At 58.0% G+C, this 22,145-nt stretch carries 20 protein-coding genes and 1 pseudogene; 20 read left to right on the plus strand and 1 reads right to left on the minus strand.

All coding sequences use genetic code 11. The features are described 5' to 3' along the window. Positions 1–186 precede the first annotated feature (186 nt). The 6 genes and pseudogenes from EPN59_RS02915 to EPN59_RS02940 all read left to right on the plus strand — a co-directional run bounded on the left by EPN59_RS02915 (position 187) and on the right by EPN59_RS02940 (position 5,004). Positions 187–765, plus strand: coding sequence for a YqgE/AlgH family protein (locus tag EPN59_RS02915; RefSeq protein ID WP_293040840.1), 579 nt, complete (start codon positions 187–189; stop codon positions 763–765). After that, positions 762–1,205, plus strand: a complete 444-nt coding sequence (gene ruvX / locus EPN59_RS02920) for a Holliday junction resolvase RuvX (protein ID WP_293040842.1) — start codon at positions 762–764, stop codon at positions 1,203–1,205. Before EPN59_RS02915 ends, ruvX begins: the two co-directional genes overlap by 4 nt. Further along, positions 1,202–1,732, plus strand: coding sequence for a bifunctional pyr operon transcriptional regulator/uracil phosphoribosyltransferase PyrR (gene pyrR / locus EPN59_RS02925; RefSeq protein WP_293040845.1), 531 nt, complete (start codon positions 1,202–1,204; stop codon positions 1,730–1,732). The genes ruvX and pyrR overlap by 4 nt, the downstream gene beginning before the upstream one ends. 167 nt (positions 1,733–1,899) lie before the next feature. Further along, positions 1,900–2,865, plus strand: a pseudogene (locus EPN59_RS02930) (aspartate carbamoyltransferase catalytic subunit); the annotation flags it as partial. A 25-nt stretch (positions 2,866–2,890) separates the two neighbouring features. Further along, entirely contained in the window at positions 2,891–4,168 is a 1,278-nt protein-coding gene (locus tag EPN59_RS02935) for a dihydroorotase (RefSeq protein ID WP_293040851.1), read from the plus strand. Between the two features lie 62 nt (positions 4,169–4,230). Next, entirely contained in the window at positions 4,231–5,004 is a 774-nt protein-coding gene (locus EPN59_RS02940; RefSeq protein WP_293040854.1) for a lysophospholipid acyltransferase family protein, read from the plus strand. Positions 5,005–5,040: 36 nt separating this feature from the next. On the opposite strand, the gene EPN59_RS02945 is transcribed toward EPN59_RS02940, so the two are convergent. Further along, positions 5,041–5,892 carry a symmetrical bis(5'-nucleosyl)-tetraphosphatase gene (locus tag EPN59_RS02945; RefSeq protein WP_293040856.1) on the minus strand — a complete coding sequence of 284 codons (852 nt, stop codon included), beginning with the start codon at positions 5,890–5,892 and terminating at the stop codon, positions 5,041–5,043. Between the two features lie 390 nt (positions 5,893–6,282). On the opposite strand from EPN59_RS02945, the gene rfbB reads away from it, so the two are divergent. The 14 genes from rfbB (at position 6,283) to EPN59_RS03015 (ending at position 22,077) form a co-directional block, all read left to right on the plus strand. Next, on the plus strand, positions 6,283–7,344 hold the full coding sequence (gene rfbB, locus EPN59_RS02950) for a dTDP-glucose 4,6-dehydratase (protein WP_293040859.1): 1,062 nt from the start codon (positions 6,283–6,285) through the stop codon (positions 7,342–7,344). 10 nt (positions 7,345–7,354) lie between these two features. Continuing rightward, positions 7,355–8,248: a glucose-1-phosphate thymidylyltransferase RfbA gene (gene rfbA, locus EPN59_RS02955; RefSeq protein WP_293040862.1), complete on the plus strand. Its 894-nt coding sequence runs from the start codon at positions 7,355–7,357 to the stop codon at positions 8,246–8,248. Continuing rightward, positions 8,233–8,784, plus strand: coding sequence for a dTDP-4-dehydrorhamnose 3,5-epimerase (gene rfbC, locus EPN59_RS02960; RefSeq protein ID WP_293040865.1), 552 nt, complete (start codon positions 8,233–8,235; stop codon positions 8,782–8,784). Before rfbA ends, rfbC begins: the two co-directional genes overlap by 16 nt. Then, the gene (gene rfbD, locus EPN59_RS02965) at positions 8,781–9,674 is read left to right on the plus strand and encodes a dTDP-4-dehydrorhamnose reductase (RefSeq protein ID WP_293040890.1); all 894 of its coding nucleotides are present in this window, start codon (positions 8,781–8,783) and stop codon (positions 9,672–9,674) included. The genes rfbC and rfbD overlap by 4 nt, the downstream gene beginning before the upstream one ends. A gap of 29 nt (positions 9,675–9,703) precedes the next feature. Beyond that, the gene (locus EPN59_RS02970) at positions 9,704–10,528 is read left to right on the plus strand and encodes an ABC transporter permease (RefSeq protein WP_293040868.1); all 825 of its coding nucleotides are present in this window, start codon (positions 9,704–9,706) and stop codon (positions 10,526–10,528) included. Continuing rightward, entirely contained in the window at positions 10,518–11,900 is a 1,383-nt protein-coding gene (locus EPN59_RS02975) for an ABC transporter ATP-binding protein (RefSeq protein WP_293040872.1), read from the plus strand. Before EPN59_RS02970 ends, EPN59_RS02975 begins: the two co-directional genes overlap by 11 nt. Beyond that, complete coding sequence (locus EPN59_RS02980) at positions 11,897–15,136, plus strand: methyltransferase domain-containing protein (RefSeq protein WP_293045516.1); 3,240 nt, start codon at positions 11,897–11,899, stop codon at positions 15,134–15,136. Before EPN59_RS02975 ends, EPN59_RS02980 begins: the two co-directional genes overlap by 4 nt. A gap of 10 nt (positions 15,137–15,146) precedes the next feature. Next, on the plus strand, positions 15,147–16,190 hold the full coding sequence (locus EPN59_RS02985; protein ID WP_293045519.1) for a dehydrogenase: 1,044 nt from the start codon (positions 15,147–15,149) through the stop codon (positions 16,188–16,190). Beyond that, on the plus strand, positions 16,190–16,771 hold the full coding sequence (locus tag EPN59_RS02990) for a D-sedoheptulose 7-phosphate isomerase (protein ID WP_293040881.1): 582 nt from the start codon (positions 16,190–16,192) through the stop codon (positions 16,769–16,771). Before EPN59_RS02985 ends, EPN59_RS02990 begins: the two co-directional genes overlap by 1 nt. Continuing rightward, a complete protein-coding gene (locus tag EPN59_RS02995; protein WP_293040883.1) occupies positions 16,768–17,475 on the plus strand; it encodes a nucleotidyltransferase family protein in 708 nt (235 codons plus the stop codon). Before EPN59_RS02990 ends, EPN59_RS02995 begins: the two co-directional genes overlap by 4 nt. A gap of 4 nt (positions 17,476–17,479) precedes the next feature. Continuing rightward, positions 17,480–18,037 (plus strand): D-glycero-beta-D-manno-heptose 1,7-bisphosphate 7-phosphatase, encoded by a 558-nt coding sequence (gene gmhB / locus EPN59_RS03000; RefSeq protein WP_293040886.1) that lies wholly within the window; start codon positions 17,480–17,482, stop codon positions 18,035–18,037. A gap of 142 nt (positions 18,038–18,179) precedes the next feature. Continuing rightward, positions 18,180–19,175 carry a glycosyltransferase gene (locus EPN59_RS03005; RefSeq protein ID WP_293040889.1) on the plus strand — a complete coding sequence of 332 codons (996 nt, stop codon included), beginning with the start codon at positions 18,180–18,182 and terminating at the stop codon, positions 19,173–19,175. Positions 19,176–19,184: 9 nt separating this feature from the next. Then, the gene (locus EPN59_RS03010; protein ID WP_293045522.1) at positions 19,185–19,535 is read left to right on the plus strand and encodes an EamA family transporter; all 351 of its coding nucleotides are present in this window, start codon (positions 19,185–19,187) and stop codon (positions 19,533–19,535) included. A 79-nt stretch (positions 19,536–19,614) separates the two neighbouring features. Then, positions 19,615–22,077 carry a hypothetical protein gene (locus tag EPN59_RS03015; RefSeq protein ID WP_293045525.1) on the plus strand — a complete coding sequence of 821 codons (2,463 nt, stop codon included), beginning with the start codon at positions 19,615–19,617 and terminating at the stop codon, positions 22,075–22,077. Positions 22,078–22,145 lie beyond the last annotated feature (68 nt).

A 22,145-nucleotide genomic window follows, 5' to 3' on the forward strand; every position in this document is an offset into this window, starting at 1 on the left:
GCTCTGCGGGCGCGGTGCCCCTGCGTGTTAGAGTGAGCACCCAGCGGTAAGCATTGTGGCGGCAGGGCGCAGGGCGCGGGCACCTTCCAGGTGCGCCGGGCGGTCCCGCACACGGCGGCACAAGTCCCCCCAGGACACCCCGGCACGCTACCGCCATTCCGCATCGTCTTTGCTAGAATTCAAACCATGTCCAAGAGTAACGATCGCATCAATTTGACCAACCAGTTCCTGATCGCCATGCCCAACATGGCGGATCCCACGTTTTCAGGAACGGTGGTCTATCTTTGCGATCATTCCGAGCGCGGTGCGCTCGGTCTCGTCATCAACCGTCCCACGGACATCGATCTGCAGGCTCTCTTTTCCCGCATCGACCTCAAGCTCGAAATCGAGCCGCTCCTGCACGTACCCGTCTATTTCGGCGGCCCCGTGCAGACCGAGCGCGGCTTTGTGCTGCACGCGCCCGAGGAGGGCACGAGCTACACATCGTCGATGTCGGTGCCGGGCGGCCTCGAAATGACCACGTCGAAGGACGTGCTCGAAGCCGTCGCGAACGGCAAGGGCCCGGAGCGTTTCTTGCTGACGCTCGGCCACGCCGGATGGGGCGCGGGCCAGCTCGAAGACGAAATCTCGCGCAACGGCTGGCTCACGGTCGAGGCCGATCCGAAGATCGTTTTCGACGTGCCCGCCGAAGGGCGCTTCGATGCGGCGCTTGCGCTGCTCGGCATCTCGTCGACGATGCTTTCGGGCGAAGCGGGTCACGCATGAGCGTGGCTACCGGGCGTGGCGCGGCTGAAGCCACCCTGCTCGCATTCGACTACGGCGAAAAACGCATCGGCGTCGCGCTCGGCAACGCGCTCACGCATAGCGCGCGGGCGCTCACTGTGATTCAGAACCGCAGCCGCGACTATCGTTTCGAAGCCGTCGGCGCGCTGCTGCGCGAGTGGCAGCCCGATCTGCTCGTCGTCGGCTTGCCGTCACATCCCGACGGCGCGCCGCACGCCATGACGCAGCAGGCCAAACGCTTCGGCAATCAACTGAACGGACGCTTCAATCTGCCGGTGGTGTGGGTGGACGAGCGCTATTCGTCTGTCGATGCCGAGGCGCGTCTGCGCGAACGCGGCGAAGGCAAGAACCAGCTCGATGCCGAAGCGGCCTGCGTGATCCTCCAGCAATACCTCGACGAACTCTCCGCTCCCACGCCATGAGTCCCAGCGACACGCTCGACGCCGAGGCGCTCTATCGCGCCGTCCTCGACCAGATCCGCGCCGCGTATCCCGCGGACGCATTCAGCGCGCCCGATGGCGTCGCGCTCGCGGGCATCCATAGCGGCGGCGCGTGGATTGCAGCGCGGCTCGCGCACGATCTCGGCGCGAGCGGATGGGGCGTCGTCAACGTTGCGCTCCATCGCGACGACTACGCCAAAAAAGGCCTGCACAGTCAGGCGAGCCCGACTTCGTTGCCGTTCGAAGTGGAGGGCCGCCGTATCGTGCTGGTCGACGACGTGCTGTACACGGGCCGCACCGTGCGCGCGGCGCTCAACGAACTGTACGACTACGGCCGCCCCGCTTCGGTCGAGCTGGCGGTGCTGGCCGATCGCGGCGGCCGCGAGCTGCCGGTGGCGGCGCGCTTCGCAGGCGGTATCGCGGAGGTGGCCGCCGACGCGACGCTCGTGCTCGAACGCGACGCCGACGGCCGTTTCGCGTTTCACGTCACGCCGGCAGGCGGCGCCTGATGGTGCGCGATGGTGACTGATGGCGCCAGTTCGACCCGCGCGTTGCGTGTGCTCCGCGAAGCTATCGACCTCGCGCGCATTCCGTACGATCCCGGCCCTGCATGCAAAGGACCTCAGCGATGAATTCCCAATCCACTCCAGAATCCGCCGATAACGAACCGTTTCACTACGGCTTCCTGAAGGGCAATCCGCAGCTCACGAAGAACGGCGAACTCAAGCATCTGCTGACGATCGAGGGCCTGCCGCGCCGGATCGTCACGCACATTCTCGATACCGCCGAGCAGTTCGTGAGCGTGACCGACCGCGACGTGAAGAAGGTGCCGCTTTTGCGCGGCAAGTCGGTGTTCAATCTGTTCTTCGAGAACTCGACGCGCACGCGCACGACCTTCGAAATCGCGGCCAAACGCCTTTCGGCGGACGTGCTGAATCTGAACATCAATGCATCGTCGACGAGCAAGGGCGAAACGCTGCTCGACACGATCGGCAATCTCTCCGCGATGCACGCCGACATGTTCGTCGTGCGTCATGCGTCGAGCGGCGCGCCGTATCTGATCGCCGAGCATTGCGCGCCGCACGTGCACGTGATCAACGCGGGCGACGGCCGTCACGCGCATCCCACGCAGGGACTGCTCGACATGTACACGATCCGCCACTACAAGCGCGATTTCACGAACCTGCGCGTGGCGATCGTCGGCGACATCCTGCACTCGCGCGTTGCGCGCTCGGACATTCATGCGCTCACCACGCTCGGCGTGCCCGAAGTGCGTGCGATCGGGCCGCGCACGCTCCTGCCCGGCGGACTCGAACAAATGGGCGTACGCGTCTTTCACAATCTCGACGAGGGGCTGAAGGACGTCGACGTCATCATCATGCTGCGCCTGCAGAACGAACGCATGAGCGGCGCGCTTTTGCCTTCGGCGCAGGAGTATTTCAAAAGCTGGGGCCTCACGCCCGAGCGGCTCGCGCTGGCCCGGCCCGATGCGATCGTGATGCATCCGGGGCCGATGAACCGCGGCGTCGAGATCGACTCGCAGGTCGCGGATGGTCCGCAATCGGTGATCCTCAATCAGGTGAGCTTCGGCATCGCGGTGCGCATGGCCGTGATGAGCATCGTTGCGGGCGCAAACGGGTGAACCGGTCAAACAACAAGGGCAGCGCATGAAGATCCACATTCAGGGCGGGACGCTGATCGATCCCGCCGCCGGTACCGAAACGCAGCAGGACGTGTATATCGCCGACGGCAAGATCGTCGCGCTGGGCGCGGCTCCGGCAGATTTTGAGGCGGACCGAACCCTCGACGCGAAAGGGCATTACGTTGCGCCGGGCTTCGTCGATCTGTGCACGCGTCTGCGCGAGCCCGGCTACGAACACAAGGCGACGCTCGAATCGGAAATGGCCGCGGCGCTCGCGGGCGGCGTGACGAGCCTCGTGTGCATGCCCGACACCGATCCCGTGCTCGATGAAGCGGGCCTGATCGAGATGCTCAAGTATCGAGCGGGCAAGCTCGAACGCGCGCACGTCCATCCGCTTGGCGCGCTCACTGTGGGGCTGAAGGGCCAGGTGATCACGGAGATGGTGTCGCTTACCGAAGCCGGTTGCATCGGCTTCACGCAAGCCGATCAGCCCATCGCCGACACGCAGGTTTTGTTGCGCGCGCTCCAATATGCGAGCACGTATGGCTACGCGGCGTGGCTGCGTCCGCAGGACGCGTATCTCTCGAAGGGCGGCGTGGCGGCGAGCGGCGCGGTGGCGTCGCGGCTTGGTCTTGCAGGCGTGCCCGTGAGCGCGGAGACGATCGCGCTGCATACGCTCTTCGAACTGATGCGCGTGACGGGTGCGCGCGTGCATGTCATGCATCTCTCGTCGGCGGCGGGTGTCGAGCTCATGCGTGCGGCGAAGGCCGAAGGACTGCCGGTGACCTGCGACGTGAGCGCGAACCACGTGCATCTGATCGACATGGACATCGGCTATTTCGATGCGCAGTTCCGGCTCGACCCGCCGCTGCGTCAGCAGCGCGACCGCGAAGCGATCCGCGCGGGACTCGCCGACGGCACGATCGATGCGATCTGCTCGGACCACACGCCCGTGGACGACGACGAAAAGCTCCTGCCGTTCGCCGAAGCGACGCCGGGCGCGACCGGTCTCGAACTCCTGCTCTCGCTGACGGTGAAGTGGGCGCAGGAGGCGCGCGTGCCGCTCGCGCAGGCGCTTGCGCGCATCACGTCGGCGCCCGCGGCCGCCATGAAGCTCGACGCTGGCCGCATTGAAGTTGGCGCGGATGCCGATCTCTGCGTGTTCGATGCGAATGCACACTGGCACGTGGCGCCGCGCGCGCTGAAGAGCCAGGGGCACAACACGCCGTTTCTCGGCTACGAACTGCCCGCTGTCGTGCGCGCTACGCTCGTCGCCGGACGAATCGGCTTCGAGCGCACCTGAATCCGATCGCGCTACATCCCTCGACACGCACCTCAATCGATATCGATTTCGTCTGATTCGCCATGAGTCTCTTCGTTCGCAAGGCCCGATTGTTCGTCCATCTGCTGTGTGGTGCGTTGACTGTCGCACTGCGCTTTCCGCGTGCGAGCGCCGACGAACGCCACGCGATGAACCGCGCGTGGTCGCTCAAGATGCTCGCGCTGTGCGGCATGAAGCTCGTCGTCCACAACGACGCGGCTCGCATCGACGCGGGCGCGCTCGTGGTGAGCAACCACATTTCGTGGATCGACATCTACGTCATCAACGCGTGGCGGCCGACGCCGTTCGTCTCGAAGGCCGAGATCCGCGGCTGGCCGCTGATCGGCTGGTTCGCGCAGAATCTCGATACGGTGTTCGTCGAGCGCGAGAAGCGCAGCGACGCGCGGCGCATCATGCACGAACTGGCGGCCCGGCTCGAACGCGGCGAGCTGATGTGCGTGTTCCCTGAAGGCACGACAACGGATGGGGGCGCGCTCAAGCCGTTTCATACGAACATGTTTCAGGCGGCGGTGTCGGCGGGCCGGCCGGTGCAGCCGCTGTGCATCTTCTACGAGGATGCGCAGGGGCGGCAATCGCTCGCGCCCGCGTATATCGACGACGTGTCGCTCAAGGCGTCACTCGATGCGATTTTGAATGACGGGCCGCTGACCGCGCACGTTTACGTGGGTGAGCCGATTCCGCCGCAGGACGACCGGCGCAAGCTGGCAGCGCAGGCGGAGGCGGCGGTGGGGCTGGCGTTGGAGACGATGCGGGCGGAACCGTCGGCGCATCCGCATGGCGCGGCGCAGGCGACTTGACGCGGGAAGGCGTGCGCCTGCGCGAATTCGGGTGATTTAGCCGTTCGTCGCGCGGCAACTCTCGCATGGGACCTGCGTGAGGATGCGCTCGTGCGGATCGTCGACGAGATGGATTGCCGACAACTGCTCACCCCAGACGCAGCCCGAGTCGAGACCGACCAGGTTCTTGCGCAAGGTGAGACCAAGCGCGGCCCAATGGCCGAAGACTACCGTGATGTTTTCGGTTTTGCGCCCGGACACGTCGAACCACGGTATGAAACCCGGCGGCGCGGAATCGATGCCGCCGCTAGACGAGAAATCCATTACGCCGTCGCGATCACAAAAGCGCATGCGCGTGAGCGCACTGCACGTCACGCGCAGGCGATCGATGCCTTTCAGGTTCTTTGACCAGCGGTTCGGCTCGTTGCCGTAGAGGCCTGCGAGCGTCTCGCGCCAGCTGTCGCGGCGTAGCGCTTTTTCAAGTTCGCGCGCGAGTTCCATCGTCAGGTCGACGTCCCACTGCGGCAAAACTCCCGCATGCACCATCAGCATGCCGTTCTCGTAGTGCGCGATTGGGCGGTGGCGCACCCAGTGCAGCAAGTCTTCCGCGTCGGGCGCGTTCAGGATGTCGTCGATGGTGTCGCCCTTTTTCGACTTGCGAATGCCCGCCGAAACCGAAAGCAGATGCAGATCGTGATTGCCTAGCACGGCTACGCCACGCTCGCCGAGATCGATGACTTCGCGCAGCGTTTCAAGCGACGCGGGCCCGCGATTGATCAGGTCGCCCGCGAACCAGAGCGGCGTGTCGGGGGAGGGCGCAGCCTTGGCCAGCAGTTCGCGAAATGGTGAGAGGCAGCCCTGGAGGTCGCCGAAAGCGAGGGGGGGCGGAAGCGGGTCGTGCTTGATCATTGAAGCGAAAACGGATGCGAATTGGGCTTGGGACGGTTGGCGGAGCGCCAGAGGATCGGGTGACGGTATCACAGGAGAGGGATGGGGGTGTGATGGACGTCGGGTGAATCCGTTTGCGTAAGGTTATTTTGACATAATGTAGCCCCCGCCTGATTTCAGGTTGAGTAGGGTCGGGCGGAAATTATCAAGCTGTTTCTGGATGTTAGGGCTATGGCGTTCGCTCGACCGCCCCGTATAATTGCCGTTAATAAATCAGAGTCAGAGTATGCAGTTTGGATTAACCTCGGCGTTGTCTCGCGAATAGTCCATTTTTCAGCATTCGTCTGAGCGTCTGGCGGCGAGGAGGAGCGCTGGACGTGTCCGCGTATTCGCGCCAACAAAGGGAGTTCCATGATCCTCATAACGGGAGGCGCCGGTTTTATCGGCGCCAATTTTGTGCTTGACTGGTTGCGTCAATCCGACGAAGCCGTTTTGAACGTGGACAAGTTGACCTACGCGGGCAATCTGGGAACGTTGCAGTCGCTGCGGGGCAATCCGAAGCACGTATTTGTGCGCCAGGACATTTGCGACACTGCGGGGCTGGACGCACTTTTTACGGAACACCGGCCGCGCGCTGTTGTGCATTTCGCGGCGGAAAGCCATGTCGATCGCTCAATTCATGGCCCGGCGGATTTTGTTCAGACCAATGTGGTTGGTACTTTTGCGCTGCTAGAAGCCGCGCGCAAGTACTGGAATGGATTGCCCGAGAGTGAAAAGACCGCATTCCGTTTCCTGCACGTCTCGACGGACGAAGTTTTCGGCTCGCTTTCGGCGACGGACCCTCAATTCTCCGAAACGACGCCTTATGCGCCAAACAGTCCGTATTCGGCAACCAAAGCCGGTTCGGACCACCTCGTGCGCGCATATCACCATACGTATGGGTTGCCGACGCTCACCACGAACTGTTCGAACAACTACGGTCCGTATCAGTTTCCAGAAAAGCTCATTCCGCTGATGATCGCCAACGCGCTTGCCGGCAAGCCGCTGCCCGTGTACGGCGACGGTCAGAACGTGCGTGACTGGCTCTATGTCGGCGACCATTGCAGCGCGATTCGCGAAGTCCTCGCGCGCGGAGAGGTGGGCGAGACGTACAACGTGGGCGGCTGGAACGAAAAGAAGAACCTCGAAGTCGTGCATACGCTGTGCGACCTGCTCGACGAACTGCGCCCGAAGGCTGCGGGCTCGTACCGCGACCAGATCACGTACGTGAAGGACCGCCCCGGCCACGATCGCCGCTACGCGATCGACGCGCGCAAGCTCGAGCGTGAACTGGGCTGGAAGCCGGCCGAGACGTTCGAAACGGGCATGGCGAAGACCGTGCGCTGGTATCTCGACAACCAGGCGTGGGTCGACGAAGTGGCTTCCGGCGATTATCGAAAGTGGGTTGAGACCAACTACGCGCAGCGCGCGTAAAGGTACCGTCATGGCGCGCAAGGGCATTATTCTCGCTGGCGGGTCGGGAACCCGTCTGTATCCTATAACCCACGTCGTATCGAAGCAGCTGTTGCCGGTCTACGACAAGCCGATGATCTACTATCCGCTGTCCACGCTGATGGTGGCGGGTATTCGTGACGTCCTGATCATCTCCACGCCGCAAGACACGCCGCGCTTCGAGGCAATGCTCGGTGACGGCAGTCAGTGGGGCATGAGCATCCAGTACGCGGTGCAGCCGTCGCCCGATGGTTTGGCCCAGGCCTTCATCATTGGCCGCGATTTCGTGGGCAACGATCCGTCGGCGCTGATTCTCGGCGACAACATTTTTTACGGACACGACCTCGCGAAATCACTTGAGCGCGCCAACGAGCAGAAAGACGGCGCAACCGTGTTCGCGTATCACGTGCACGATCCGGAGCGGTACGGTGTCGTGGAATTCGATAAGTCGTTCCGTGCGTTGTCGATTGAAGAAAAGCCGGCGAAACCGCGCTCCAACTACGCGGTCACGGGACTGTACTTTTACGACAAGCAGGTCTGCGATATCGCGGCGGATATCAAGCCTTCCGCACGCGGCGAACTCGAGATCACCGATGTAAACTCGCGCTACTTGTCGCTAGGTGCGCTCAATGTCGAGATCATGGGGCGCGGTTATGCATGGCTCGATACCGGCACCCACGATTCGCTGATCGAAGCGGCAACGTTCATTGCCACGCTGCAAAAGCGGCAGGGTCTGGTGGTCGCGTGCCCTGAGGAGATTGCGTTCCGGCAGCGCTGGATCAGCCCGGAGCAGCTTGAGACGCTGGCTGCTCCGCTGTTGAAAAACGCCTATGGGCGCTATCTGCAAAATCTACTTTCGGACCCCTTGGCATGCCCATCAATGTAATTGCGACCGCTTTACCGGACGTGAAGATCATCGAGCCCAAAGTGTTCGGTGACGAGCGAGGCTTCTTTTACGAAAGCTTCAATGCGCGTGACTTCGCGAGCGAAACGGGCGCTCGTGCAGAGTTTGTCCAGGACAACCATTCGCGCTCAGTGAAGGGCGTGCTGCGTGGCTTGCATTACCAGATTCAGCACCCGCAGGGAAAGCTGGTGCGCGTGGTGAGCGGCGAAGTGTGGGACGTCGTGGTAGATATCCGCCGCAGTTCGCCGAACTTCGGCAAGTGGGTGGGCGTGTACCTGTCCGCCGACAACAAGCGCCAGCTGTGGGTGCCTCCCGGATTCGCACACGGTTTCTGCGTGACCTCGGAAAGTGCGGAGTTTCTTTACAAGACAACCGACTACTGGTTTCCGGAGTTCGAGCGCAGCCTGCTGTGGAACGACCCGGCGCTCGGGATCGAATGGCCGCTCGACGGCGCGCCTCAGGTTGCCGCGAAAGATGCGGCAGGGCGGCCGCTCGCCGAAGCAGAGGTATTCGCGTGAGGATTATGCTGACTGGCCGCAACGGGCAGGTCGGATGGGAACTGCGTCGTGCGCTGGCGCCGCTAGGCGAGGTGGTCGCGTTTGATCGCAACGAAGCCGATCTGGCGAAACCGGAGACGCTGGCGAAGCTGGTCGCTTCGGTGCGCCCGCACGTGATCGTCAATGCAGCGGCCTATACGTCCGTCGACAATGCGGAGACCGACGCGGCACTTGCACACCGGGTGAACGCTGAAGCGGTCGGCGTGCTGGCCGAGGCCGCACGCAAGCAGAACGCGCTGATGATCCACTACTCGACCGATTACGTGTTTGACGGATCGTCGAGCACGCCGTACGTCGAGACCGATCCGGTGGCGCCGTTGAACGTCTACGGTGCGAGCAAGCTGGCCGGCGAGCGGGCGATTGAAAACGCCGCCGGCGACTGGCTCACGCTGCGGACAACGTGGGTGTACGGGCCGCGCGGCCGTAACTTCATGCGAACCATGTTGCGTGTGGCCAGTGAGCGCGAGAGCCTGCGCGTGGTGGCGGATCAGCATGGTGCACCGACCTCCGCGCGCATGATCGCGGATCTGACGGCCCATGTCGTGGCGCAGGCACAGCGTGAGCGCAATGCCGGCGAATTCGAGTCTGGCTTGTTCCACATGACCGCCGCGGGTCAGACGACATGGCACGAATTCGCAAGGGCGATCATCGAGGGCGCGCGCGCGTCCGGGAAGATGGCGATCAAGGCGACGTCGATCGAGCCGATATCGTCGGACGAATATCCGACGCCAGCGCGCCGTCCGCTGTACTCCATGCTCGACAACGACAGGTTCGACCGGCGCTTCGGGCTCGGTCGCCTCGATTGGCGCGAAGGGCTCGCGCTGGCTCTGGGCGATCTTCTGGAGCAGTAAGTGCGTCGGTATCGAGAATAGGAACAGGTATGGAATCACCAAAACGACTCCTGCATCCGCTTGCAGTCGTGTACTCGCTCACGGAGAACTGGCATCTCATCGTGGAGTTCGTCAAACGCGAGGTTGCCGGCCGCTACAAGGGTTCGTTTCTCGGACTCTTTTGGTCGTTCATTACGCCGTTGTTGATGTTGAGCATCTACACGTTTGTGTTTGGCTTCGTGTTCAAGTCGAGATGGCGGGCGGGCTCCAGCGATCACATTGAATTTGCCGTTGTCATGTTCGTCGGCGTGCTGACGCACACCTTGCTATCGGAGTGTTTGACTCGCGCGCCGATGCTTGTTGTCGGTAATCCTAACTACGTCAAGAAGGTGGTCTTTCCGCTGCAGACGCTGCCGTGGATTGCGATTGGAACAGCCCTGTTCCATATGCTGGTGGCGTCGGTGATCCTGTTGGCCGCGATCCTGCTTTGGCAAGGTCATATTCCCTGGACGGTGATTTTTGTGCCGGTGATTCTGCTGCCCTTTGTCGTCCTGACGGCGGGTCTCGTCTGGTTCCTGGCATCCTTCGGGGTGTTCATGCGCGACCTGGGACAGGTGATGGGTATCGTGTCGTCCTTGCTCATGTTCATGGCCCCCGTCTTTTATCCGCTCTCGTCGGTGCCGCAGCGTCTGCAAGCGATCATCATGCTGAACCCGCTCACTTTCGTCATCGATCAGATTCGCACAGTTGCTATTTGGGGCGGCCAGGTCAACTGGGCCGGTTGGTTTTTGTACTCGGTGATTGCATACGCGGTCGCATCGCTCGGCCTTCTCTGGTTTGAGAAAACGCGCAAAGGGTTCGCCGATGTCCTCTAATACTGCTCAGCCAACCGCAGTAGAGGTCAAGGGCCTCAGCAAGCGATACGAGATTTATTCGGACCCGCAGGATCGTCTCAAGCAGATGATCTTTCCGCGTGTGTCGCGATTGTTCGGCAGACAGCCGAAAGAGTATTTCCGTGAATTCTGGGCGCTTCACAAGGTCGACCTGACGATCGAGCGCGGGGAGACCGTGGCGATCATCGGACAGAACGGTTCCGGCAAATCGACATTTCTCCAGCTTGTCTGCGGCACGCTTTTCCCGACAGAAGGGCAGGTGACGCGTAATGGTCGTGTAGCTGCACTACTTGAACTTGGCGCCGGTTTTAATCCCGAGTTCACTGGCGAAGAAAATGTTTATCTAAGCGGCATGCTGTACGGGCTCACCGAAAAGCAACTGAAAGAGCGCTACGACTCCATTATCGAGTTTGCGGAGATTGGCGATTTTGTGTCGCAGCCGGTGAAGACCTATTCGAGCGGCATGTACGTCCGACTGGCATTTGCCATTGCGGCACACGTCGACGCGGATGTCCTGGTGGTCGATGAAGCACTGTCGGTCGGCGACGTGCGTTTTACGCAGAAGTGCATGCGGTTCTTGCGCGGATTTCAAAAGACGGGAACGCTGCTGTTCGTGAGCCACGATGTCGGCGCGGTAACGAGTCTATGCTCACGCGCTGTCTGGCTCGATCATGGTTCGGTGCGCATGGATGGATCGGCCAAAGAAGTGGTCGAGGCTTATCTGGCCGAGCAGCATGTGCTTGATCGCAAGGCTCAGGGCGTAGCCGTGACCGCGGCGAAGTCCGAGCGGGCCCGGGCCAAGATGAAAGCACTTGATGTGGTCGATCCGCGGCTCGATCAATTGAGGCCCGCGAACTCGATCAAGGTATTTGAATTCGATCCGGAGGCGCACGAGAGCGCATTCGGTGCGGGCGGTGCCTCGATCGTCGACGTTTCACTGATCGACGAAGACAGCCGGCAGACTCAACTCATGCAGGGTGGGGAACTGGTCACGCTGCAATTGAAAGTCGCTGTCCACAAGCAGATGGCGGGATTGATATTTGGCTTCTACGTGAAAGACAGATTGGGACAACGCCTGTTCGGCGACAATTCGCACCTGAGTTACGAAGACGTCATCGAAGGAAGTGAGGGCGAAGTGTTCATTGCCTCATTCCGGTTCCGCATGCCGATCCTGCCGGTTGGCGCGTACTCCATTGACGCGGCCGTTGCATCCGGCACCCAGGACGATCACACCCAACAGCATTGGCTACACGACGCGTTGCAGTTCCGTACAGTCGACAGCACAATGCGTCACGGCTTAATCGGCATCCCTATGCTGAGCATTAGCGTCGAAAAAGAGAGGTCACTGGCGTGATCGAGTTCACTGGCGAACGGTATGTCCCGACCGAAGAAGGGGACATGCGCTATGAACATTTGCACCGGTACGGTTGGGCAGCGCAGACCGTCAAGGGTCTGCATGTGCTGGACATTGCCTGTGGCGAAGGGTACGGCTCGGCAATTCTGGCCAAGTACGCTAAGGATGTGACGGGCGTAGATATTTCGCATGAGGCGGTCGAGCATGCAGTCGCGCGCTACGGCGATGTCCCGAATCTCTCGTTCAGGCAGGGAAGCGCAACGGCGATCCCGCTGGCTGACGCGAGCGTGGATGCGGTCGTCTCGTTCGAGACGCTCGAACACCTGACGCAGCACGATGAAATGCTTGCGGAGATTCACCGCGTACTAAAGCCGGGTGGTTTTCTTATCCTGTCGTCGCCCAACAAGAAGGTGTACTCGGACGACCGTAACTTCAAGAACGAGTTTCACGTCCGGGAGCTGTATTTCGCCGAACTCGACGCGCTGGTGAAACGCTATTTCAGCGGCGTCACGTACTATGGCCAGCGCCTTGCTACGAGTTCGGTGATACTCCCGGAAGACCGCCAGGACGCAGCGTATTCCGCTCTGACGCTCGACCAGGCCGGCGTAACGGTGCGGACACCGAAACTCGACGCGATCATGTATTTTCTGGCCGTCTGCTCGAAGGATGCTGAGCACGGACAGCCCAGGCTGGAGGCATCGGTCTTCTTTGAAGAGGGCTGCGATCTCTATAGCCGGCAAGAGGAACTCGCGGTGTGGGCGAATCGCCAGAACAGCGAAATCGACGCACGCGACAAGGAAATCCGCCGGTTGCAAGCCGAATTTGCTGACCGGACGGCATGGGCATTGTCGCTCGACGAGGAGCTTCAGCGGCTGAAATCGACCAGGAAAGGTGACAGCTCGGCTCTTCTTGATCGGTACGACGCAATTCGCCATGTGCAAGACGAACTCCATGCGGAACTCGGCTATTTTCAGGGCGAACTGGCAAGGCTCCAGGCATCCACGTCATGGAAGATCACGCGCCCGTTGCGCGGCTTGATGCGGCTCGTCCGAGGCGATTTTTCATCGATACTGCAGCCGCTTCGCCCCCATGCCAAACGCTGGGCGCGTGAGGCTTACAAGTCGCTGCCTCTCAATTACCGGCAAAAGAACGCACTTGCAAGTGTGTTATTTCGCGTTGCCGGGCCGCTGTTCGAAGGCGTGGTGTTTTACGAAACATGGAAGCGTCAACGCGCGCGGCTGACCCAGATTTTAGGGCGCCCGAAAATCAAGCCGGAAGAGTTCGACTCGATCCTTGCTGCCTTGAAGCTGCCGGTGGTGGAGAATCCACTGGTATCGGTTGTCATACCGGCTTACGGTAATTTGCCGTACACGCTTGCGTGCGTCCGGTCGATCGTCGAGCATATGCCGACGGTTCCGATCGAAGTTATCGTTGCGGAAGACACATCGGGAGACGCGGATATTCTGCGGATGCAAGAGATCCCGGGTCTTCGCTTTGTGTCGAATCCGAAGAATCTGGGTTTCATCCGTTCGTGCAATTACGCCGCGACGCACGCTCGTGGCGATTTCGTCTACTTCCTGAACAACGATACGGAAGTTATGCCCGGCTGGCTCGACTCGATGGTCGCGCTGTTCGACACGCGTCCGGATTGCGGCATGGTCGGCTCCAAGCTTGTCTATCCCGACGGCCGTCTGCAGGAAGCGGGCGGAATCATGTGGAAGGACGGCTCCGCGTGGAATTTCGGACGTCTCGACGACCCGTCCAGGAGCGCCTACAACTACGTCAAGGAAATCGACTATTCGTCGGGCGCATCGTTGTTGCTCCGAAGAGAGCTGTGGAACGAACTGGGAGGATTCGACGAGCACTATGTGCCGGCCTACTGCGAAGATTCCGATCTGGCATTCAAGATCCGTCACGCGGGTAAGAAGGTCTACTACCAGCCGGAATCGGTCATTGTCCACTACGAAGGGGTCTCGAACGGAACGGATACGGGGTCTGGCATCAAGGCTTACCAGGTCGAGAATCAGAAGAAGTTTCGCGAACGTTGGCACGAGGTCCTCAACGCGCAGCACTTCGACAACGGCACGCACGTGAGCGCAGCGCGTGATCGCACGCGCAACCTCAAGACCGTTCTGATCATCGACCACTATGTTCCGCAGCCCGATCGCGATGCGGGTTCGCGTTCGATTGTCTGCTTCATTCGCGTGTTCCTCGAGATGGGGCTCAACGTCAAGTTCTGGCCGCAGAATCTCTGGTACGACGAAGCCTATGTGAAGCCGCTGCAGCAAATGGGCGTCGAGGTCTATTACGGTCCGCAGTTCATCGATGGCTTTGAAGAATGGATCAAGAATACCGATCAGACCATCGACTTCGCATTTTTGAATCGTCCACATATCAGCGAGCCGTTCATCGAGCCGTTGCGCAAGTACGCACCCGCTGCCAAGTTGCTCTACTACGGCCACGACCTGCACTTCGAGCGCACCTTGAAGCAGGCGGAGGTATCGGGCGAGCAGAAATTGCTGCGCCAGGCCGAGAGCGAGCGTCAGCTCGAACTGAAAGTCTGGAACGCGGTCGATCGGGTGTATTACCCGTCGGCAACGGAGGCCGAGACCGTCAACAAGATGGCGCCCGACGTGGCGGCGCGTGTGTTGCCGCCTTATTTTTTCGAGCCGCGTCCGGATAACGATAACGAGGATACGTTGCACGAGCGCAGCCAGATTGTGTTCGTTGCCGGATTTGGTCATCCGCCCAACGTTGACGCAGCGAAGTGGCTCGTGAACGAAATCATGCCGCGCATTAGTGCCGAACTGCCGCATATTCAGCTTTCGTTGGTCGGCTCCAATCCGACCGACGAGGTGAAGGCGCTGGCCGGGCCCAGGGTGGTGGTGACCGGGTATGTGACCGACGAGCGGCTGGCCGAACTGTATGAGCTCGCGCGCGTGGCCGTGGTGCCGTTGCGCTTTGGCGCGGGTGTAAAGAACAAGGTTGTTGAGGCAATGAATTTCGGCACGCCGCTAGTGACGACTCCCGTCGGCATTCAGGGACTGGCGGGTCTCGAACACATTCTGCCTGTGACCGACGACCCGTCTGTGTTTGCCTCCAGCGTGATCGAGCTGGTGCGCAACGACGCGAACTGGTTCCGTGTTGCCGAGGCGGGGCGCGCTTACGTTGCCGCGAACTTCTCGAGCGCGGCAATTCGTGAGGTGTTTGCGCGGGATCTGGATTTCAACCATTGATTTATCGCTTATGACGACCTCTTACGTACCTGGAACGGTGCGCGCGCGCGCACCGCTGCGACTTGGACTTGCTGGCGGCGGCACGGACGTTTCGCCGTATTCCGACGATTTCGGCGGGCTTGTGCTGAACGCCACCATTGACAAGTTCGCGTACGCGACGATTACGCCTCGCCAGGACGGTATCGTCGAGCTGGTGGCCGCAGACAACTCCGTGCACTGGTCGGGCGCGGCTACGGCCTCCCTCGACCTGGTCAAGGGGCTGGAGCTGCACGTCGGCGTGTACAACCGTATCGTTCGTGACTACAACGCGGGAGTGCCGCTGTCCGTCCATGTGACGACGCACTCCGAAGCGCCGCCTGGATCGGGGCTGGGCTCGTCGTCGACGATGGTGGTGGCGTTGGTCCACGCCTTCGTTGAGTACCTGCAGATTCCGCTCGGCGAATATGACATCGCGCAACTTGCTTACGATATCGAACGCGTGGATCTTGCGTTTGCCGGCGGCAAGCAGGACCAGTACGCGGCGACGTTTGGCGGCTTCAATTTCATGGAGTTCTACAAGGACCGGGTGATCGTCAACCCGCTGCGCGTGAAGCATTCGGTACGCGCGGAACTCGAGTCTTCGTTGGTTCTGTTTTACACGGGTGTGTCCCGCGAGTCTGCGCGGATCATTCAGCAGCAGACAGATAGCGTGAGGAGCGGCAACTCGACGTCGCTCGACGCATTGCACCGTGTGAAGGAAGAAGCCGTAAAAATGAAAGAAGCGATCCTCAAGGGTGACTTCGACAGTTTCGCCGAGTCGATGCGTCTTTCGTGGATCTCGAAGAAGCTGATGGCTACCAGCATTAGCAACGCGAGCATCGACGCAATTTACGACGCGGCAATTGCGGCTGGCGCGCGTGCGGGTAAAGTGTCCGGGGCTGGCGGCGGTGGTTTCATGATGTTCATCGTTGACCCGACAAAGCGGCCAGACGTGATTCGCGCCCTTGCGCAATTCAACGGTCAGGTATTTACCTGCAATTTCACAGAACACGGTACGTATTCCTGGAGGACCTAATGAAAGATACGATCCGGAATGAAATATCGAAGGCGATCGACCTCTTCACTGCAATACACGCCGACGAAGTCCTGCTGGATAAGGTTGCTGGTTTCGCACAGAAGATCGTCGACACGTTCAAGTCCGGCAACAAGGTGTTGATCGCCGGCAATGGCGGCAGCGCCGCCGATGCACAACACATTGCGGGCGAATTTGTCAGCCGCTTTAACTTCGACCGCCCCGGTCTGCCCGCGTTTGCGTTGACCACCGACACGTCGGCGTTGACCGCCATCGGCAACGACTACGGCTACGAGAAAGTGTTTGCGCGCCAGGTCCAATCGGGCGGCGTCAAGGGCGACCTTTTCTGGGGCATCTCGACATCGGGCAAGTCGCCGAACGTCCTGCTCGCCATGGAAGAGGCCCGCAAGAAGGGTATGTACGTTGCGGGCTTTACCGGAGCAAGCGGGAATGCGATGCTCGAGTTGTGCGACGTGTGCATTGAAGTGCCGTCGCGATCGACGCCGAAGATTCAGGAAGGTCATATCCTGCTGGCGCACATCATTTGTGGCCTGGTTGAATCGAGCATGTTTAGTCCGGCATGATTCCCGCAATTGTTCTCGCTGGCGGACTCGGTACGCGCCTTCGTTCCGTTGTGCCTGATCTGCCTAAGCCGATGGCTACGGTGGCGGGTAAGCCGTTTCTGTGGTGGGTCCTGCGCCGTCTCGAACAGCAGGGTATTGCAGATGTCTATTTGTCAGTTGGCTACAAGCGCGACGTGATTGAGGACTACTTCGGTGACACCTTCGGGACGCTGAAGGTGCACTACGTCATCGAAGACGAGCCGCTTGGTACTGGCGGCGCCATTGCCCGGGCTATGGCCCACATTGGTGGCGACGCAGCGTTCGTGCTCAACGGCGACACGATGACCATTGTCGATTTCGACGATCTGCGCGCCGCGGGTGCGTCGGGTGAGGCCGACGTCGTTATGGCGGTAGCGCAGCTTGATGACGTCGCCCGCTACGGTGCCGTGGATTTCGACGCCGCCGCGCCGCGCCGCGTTACCGCATTCCGCGAGAAGGGGCAGACTGGTGCGGGCTACATCAACGCCGGTGTCTATCTGGTCAAGCGCGCTTCGTTCATGGGCTATGTGAATCAGGAGCGATTCTCGTTCGAGCAGGACTTTTTGCATGCTCATCTTGCCGATCTCCAGGTGCACGCGGTTCCGGCCGTTAGCCAGTTGATCGATATTGGTGTGCCGGAAGACTACGCGCTGGCGCAGACGCTCGTACCGCAGATGGTGGCTTGAGACGATGGCAGCACTGAGGCGCGCGCTGTTTCTCGATCGCGATGGGGTTATCAATGTCGATATTGGTTACCTGCATCGCGCAGAGGACTGCGTGTTCGTACCGGGAATTTTCGAGCTTGTGCGGGAGGCGCGTAAGGCGGGCTACGACGTGTTCGTCGTGACCAACCAGGCTGGCATCGCGCGCGGTTACTACAGCGAAGAGACGTTTGCGGCTTTCACGAAGTGGATGCTTGAGCAGTTCGCTGCGCAGGGTGCGCCGATCACGCAGGTGTATTACTGTCCGCATCATCCGAGCGCAGGGATTGGCGAGTATGGCGTGGTGTGTGAGTGCAGGAAGCCGGCGCCGGGGATGTTGTTGAGGGCGGCCACGGAGCACCACATCGATCTTGGTAGGTCAGTCATGGTGGGGGATTCGTTGACCGATATGCAGGCGGCAAAGGCGGCTAAGGTTGGCGAGTACTATCTGTTTGGGGATGTAGTCGTCAAGGATTTAGATACGGAGTTTGTGCGCGTCCATGATTTACTGGATGTTGCCGTCAGAATTCACGATTTTGCTGCGTAAAGTGCACAACACTTTCGACTATTGACTACACACGTCGAATTCCACTTTCAATTCGAAAGATCGTTGCGCCAGCCTTGTCGTGGTTGAGACAAACGAAGGTAGAATTGGCCGCTCGCTTCTTGCAACTATACGTCCAAACGATATGAGAAAAATTGCAGTCGTCATTCCGTGCTACCGCGTCACAGATCACATCTTGGGCGTATTGTCGAAGATCGACGAACACGTTTGGCGAGTGTACGCGGTTGACGACTGTTGTCCGGAGAATTCAGGCGAGTTTATCGAGCGCCACTGCGTAGATCCAAGGGTACGTGTTTTGCGTAATGCAAAGAACGAAGGAGTGGGCGGCGCCGTTATGACAGGCTACAAAGCCGCGATCGGCGATGGCGCTGAAGTCCCCGTCAAGATTGACGGTGACGGCCAGATGGATCCGGCGTTGCTTAAATATTTTGTTACCCCAATTCTCAATGGCCATGCCGACTATACAAAGGGAAATCGATTTTACGATCTGACCTTCATTAATCAGATGCCAAAAATTCGGATATTTGGGAATGCCGTATTGTCCTTCCTGACGAAAATATCCACCGGCTATTGGTCGGTCTTCGATCCCACAAATGGATATACAGCGATCCATGCTAAAGTCGCAGAGTCACTCCCGATGGATAAAATCAGCAAGAGATATTTCTTTGAGACTGACATGCTCTTCAGGCTCAATACAATCCGTGCTGTGATCATTGACGTGCCAATGCATTCGCGCTATGGAGATGAGAAGAGTAACCTTAGTATTAAACGTATCCTTCCTGAATTTCTCGGGAAGCATCTTCGCAACTTCGGGAAGCGAGTTTTTTACAATTATTTTTTGCGTGATATGACGGTGGCGTCGTTCGAGTTGGTTATTGGAATGATTTTATTCCCCTTTGGCACGTTATTTGGGCTCTACCACTGGATTTCGAACCTGTTCGTGAAGCAAGCGACACCGTTTGGCACCATTATGGTATCAACGCTTTGCGTACTGATGGGACTTCAGCTTCTTTTGGCATTTATCGCATTCGATGTTGCCAACGTTCCGCGTAAAAGTATTCATGACATGCTTACGTCTCGTAGGGACGAGTTTGTGCCATCATCCGAATCGAAAGGCTGATTATTTTGTATGAACGCAACTAAAATACTTCTAGCACTCCTGACCATTTTGGCACTATCCACTGGGCAAATTTTATTTAAAATTTCCGCAGCTCAGATTGATTTTCGTCTTGATAGGCTAATTCCTAGTCTGCTTAATCAAACCCTAATTATTGCACTCGTGATCTATGGGGTTGCAACGTTTTTATGGCTCGCTGTTTTAAAGACGACGCCTCTTAGTGTGGCGTACGCTTTTACCTCGCTGGCTTTTTTCCTTGTTCCGATATTGTCCAGTGTTTTTCTTCATGAAGCTTTAAAGGCGAGAACCTTTGTTGGGGCAATTTTCATTGTTTGTGGTGTCTATATTTCTTTGAGTGCCTAGGAAAATGCTCGGAAATAACGAAAAAAATTCAAGCATTCGTCAGGATATAACTTTTTTCGCTGTCGATTCCGAGTCGAGAGTGAGTGCAATTGCAATTGTGCTACTCTGTTTTTCACTAGTTATTCTGATTTTATCGGCGATCCAGTTTGATCAAATCAAACTTCCTCTCGCAGCACATCCAACTCGAATACTTCTTGAATATGCGACTATTTCAGGAATTATTGCATTAGCTGTCTACTTGGTGCTGCCGGTACTGTGGTCGAGACTTCTCTTGGTGATCCTGTGTTTGATATTTCTTGCGGTCGGATCGGATGTAATAAGCTTCGCTAGTGCTGTCTATACGGTGGGCAGTATTTATTTGGCTGGATCTTTCGTTTTGCGGAAGACCCGGGTGCATCGACGCCTTCAAATTCCCGAGCTGCGCTGGATATGCGGGACAATCTTGTTTCTTGTATTCACGGGCGTGCTTGCGCATACTCACCTAAATTACCGCTCGGGTTATGTGATTGCTCTTGCTCTTCCATATCTATTTTCACTTTCGCGCGTCAGTGAATTGAACGCTGCCGGTAGTCGAGTTGCGGCCTCGATCAGGATGCTACCGTATATTCAATTTATTTTTTTTATTCTCGTTTTTACCTACGTTGCATCTTGCGCATTCTTTCCGACAATTAATTTTGATGATAACTCTCTTCATCGATTAATTGGATCGGAGCTCCGTTTTTATCGACAAGTTCAGTTTAACTTTTCTTCCCAGAAATGGGCAGTCGCCCCCTTTGCCGTTGATTTGATCCATGGCTGTGTCACTTTCGTCGCCGGTCGCGACGCTCGTGGTGCTACCAACATCATGCTGCTGGCGCTTTCAAGTTGGATGGTTTGGCGACTGTTACGCCTTGTAAGAGTGCCCCGTGGCCCGCGACTACTGCTGAGCGCCGTCACCATTTCGTCTCCGATTGTTCTGATGCTGGTGACATCGCAGCAAGTGGAACTGTTCGCAATTTGCCTTGCGGCAGCGACGGGCTCTCTGATCCTTAGGCTGCGGCGTGCGCCTTGGAGCGACGTGTTGATTGCAGCAGTCGGCGTGTGTGCTCTTGCACTGGCCTGTAAGATCACAATGGTTATATTGCTCGGGGCGCTTTTTGTTCCATACGTCATGCTCCGAACGGACTGGAAAGCGAATTTTTTTGATGTTCGCCCAAATGCGAAATGGGTCATTGCGCTGGGTGTTTCCGCCATTTTTGTCGCGTTTCATAGTTATATATTTTCCTATATAAAAACTGGGAATCCGGTGTTTCCGCTATATAACGGGATATTCAAATCTCCATTTCTACCGTTGGAAAATTATGTAGACGGGCGTTATGCGAATAGGAGGACGCTCGTTGATTTTTTTAGAATGTTTTGGTGGACTTCAAATTTTTTTGAGTCACGCGACGGCGTTTCTGGATTTCAATTTGTATTTGAGGTGCCAGTTGCAATTGTGTTGGCGGCTTTTGATAAGCGGCGGCGTACCCTGTTTTTAATGTTTTTGGCCGCCGTTTTGTATTGTGTTGTTATGTTTTATGCTATACAGTATTATCGCTATATGGCGCCGGCTATTCCGTTGTCTACTGCGATACTTGCTGCGCTTTTTTCATCCGAAAAGTCTTCCGATACGCTGATAGTACGGCTGCGCTACATTAGTGCCACGCTATTGCTTGGAACTGTTGCGATTTTCAATCTGATCGCCAGCCCTAATGCTGCCTGGTATATGGCAGATGGCTGGTTGCAGTTGTTTTCAAGGGGCAAGAAGCACAGTTTTTTGGTGGAAAACAATCCGGAATTAATATTGAACGAAAAATTGTCACTTTCGGGCGATGGAAAAGAAAAGATTTTGTTTGACCCGGATCATCCGGTTTTCTCCACCCTCTGGGGTAGCGTGTATTCTCAGTCATCGTATATGCCTATCTTGGCGGATCGAATGGCTGCCACGAAATCGCCGTTAGAATTGACTGACCTTTTGAGGCGACTTGGTGTGACAACGATATATTGGGATCTTTCAAGGATATACGAAGATTCTGGCTCATATACTGCAAAACTTGGGCCTATCGTTAGCGAATACGGGTTCCCGGTGATGCAGGTCGGGCAGACGATTGCATATAAATTTATGCCTTCGCCAATCAAAAGAAAACTGATTACTGATTTTTATCCGCCGACTTTGAGTGAATTCAATCGAGGGGTACGTGTTCCGCAATCGAAAGCAGGTCTGATGGTAAGTTCTAAAAATTCAGCTGTGGCAAATGTTTCGGTCGGTAACGCTAAGTGGGTGACTTACAAGGTGGATTTTCAATGTGCCTCACACAATGAAATTTTTGTTGCGCAAGTTAATTGGCAGGATGCGAGCCCATATTATCGGCTCGTACAATGTACCGGCCGTGAACAAAATTTCACAGAGAATGTTTTAGTTCGGAATACCACTGGGCTGGCGGATGTTTATCTCTCGACAAGAGGAAGTGAGGGGGCGCTCGTCAAACGAGTGAGAATGTACGAGATAGAAGAAGCGCAGTAATTCGCGCGCAAGCGGCGAAGTACGACTGGTGATGCTCTGCTCAATTATTCAGATTGTCGTCCATTAAG

This window comes from Paraburkholderia sp., assembly GCF_004298475.1.
Taxonomy (GTDB): Bacteria; Pseudomonadota; Gammaproteobacteria; order Burkholderiales; family Burkholderiaceae; genus Paraburkholderia; species Paraburkholderia denitrificans.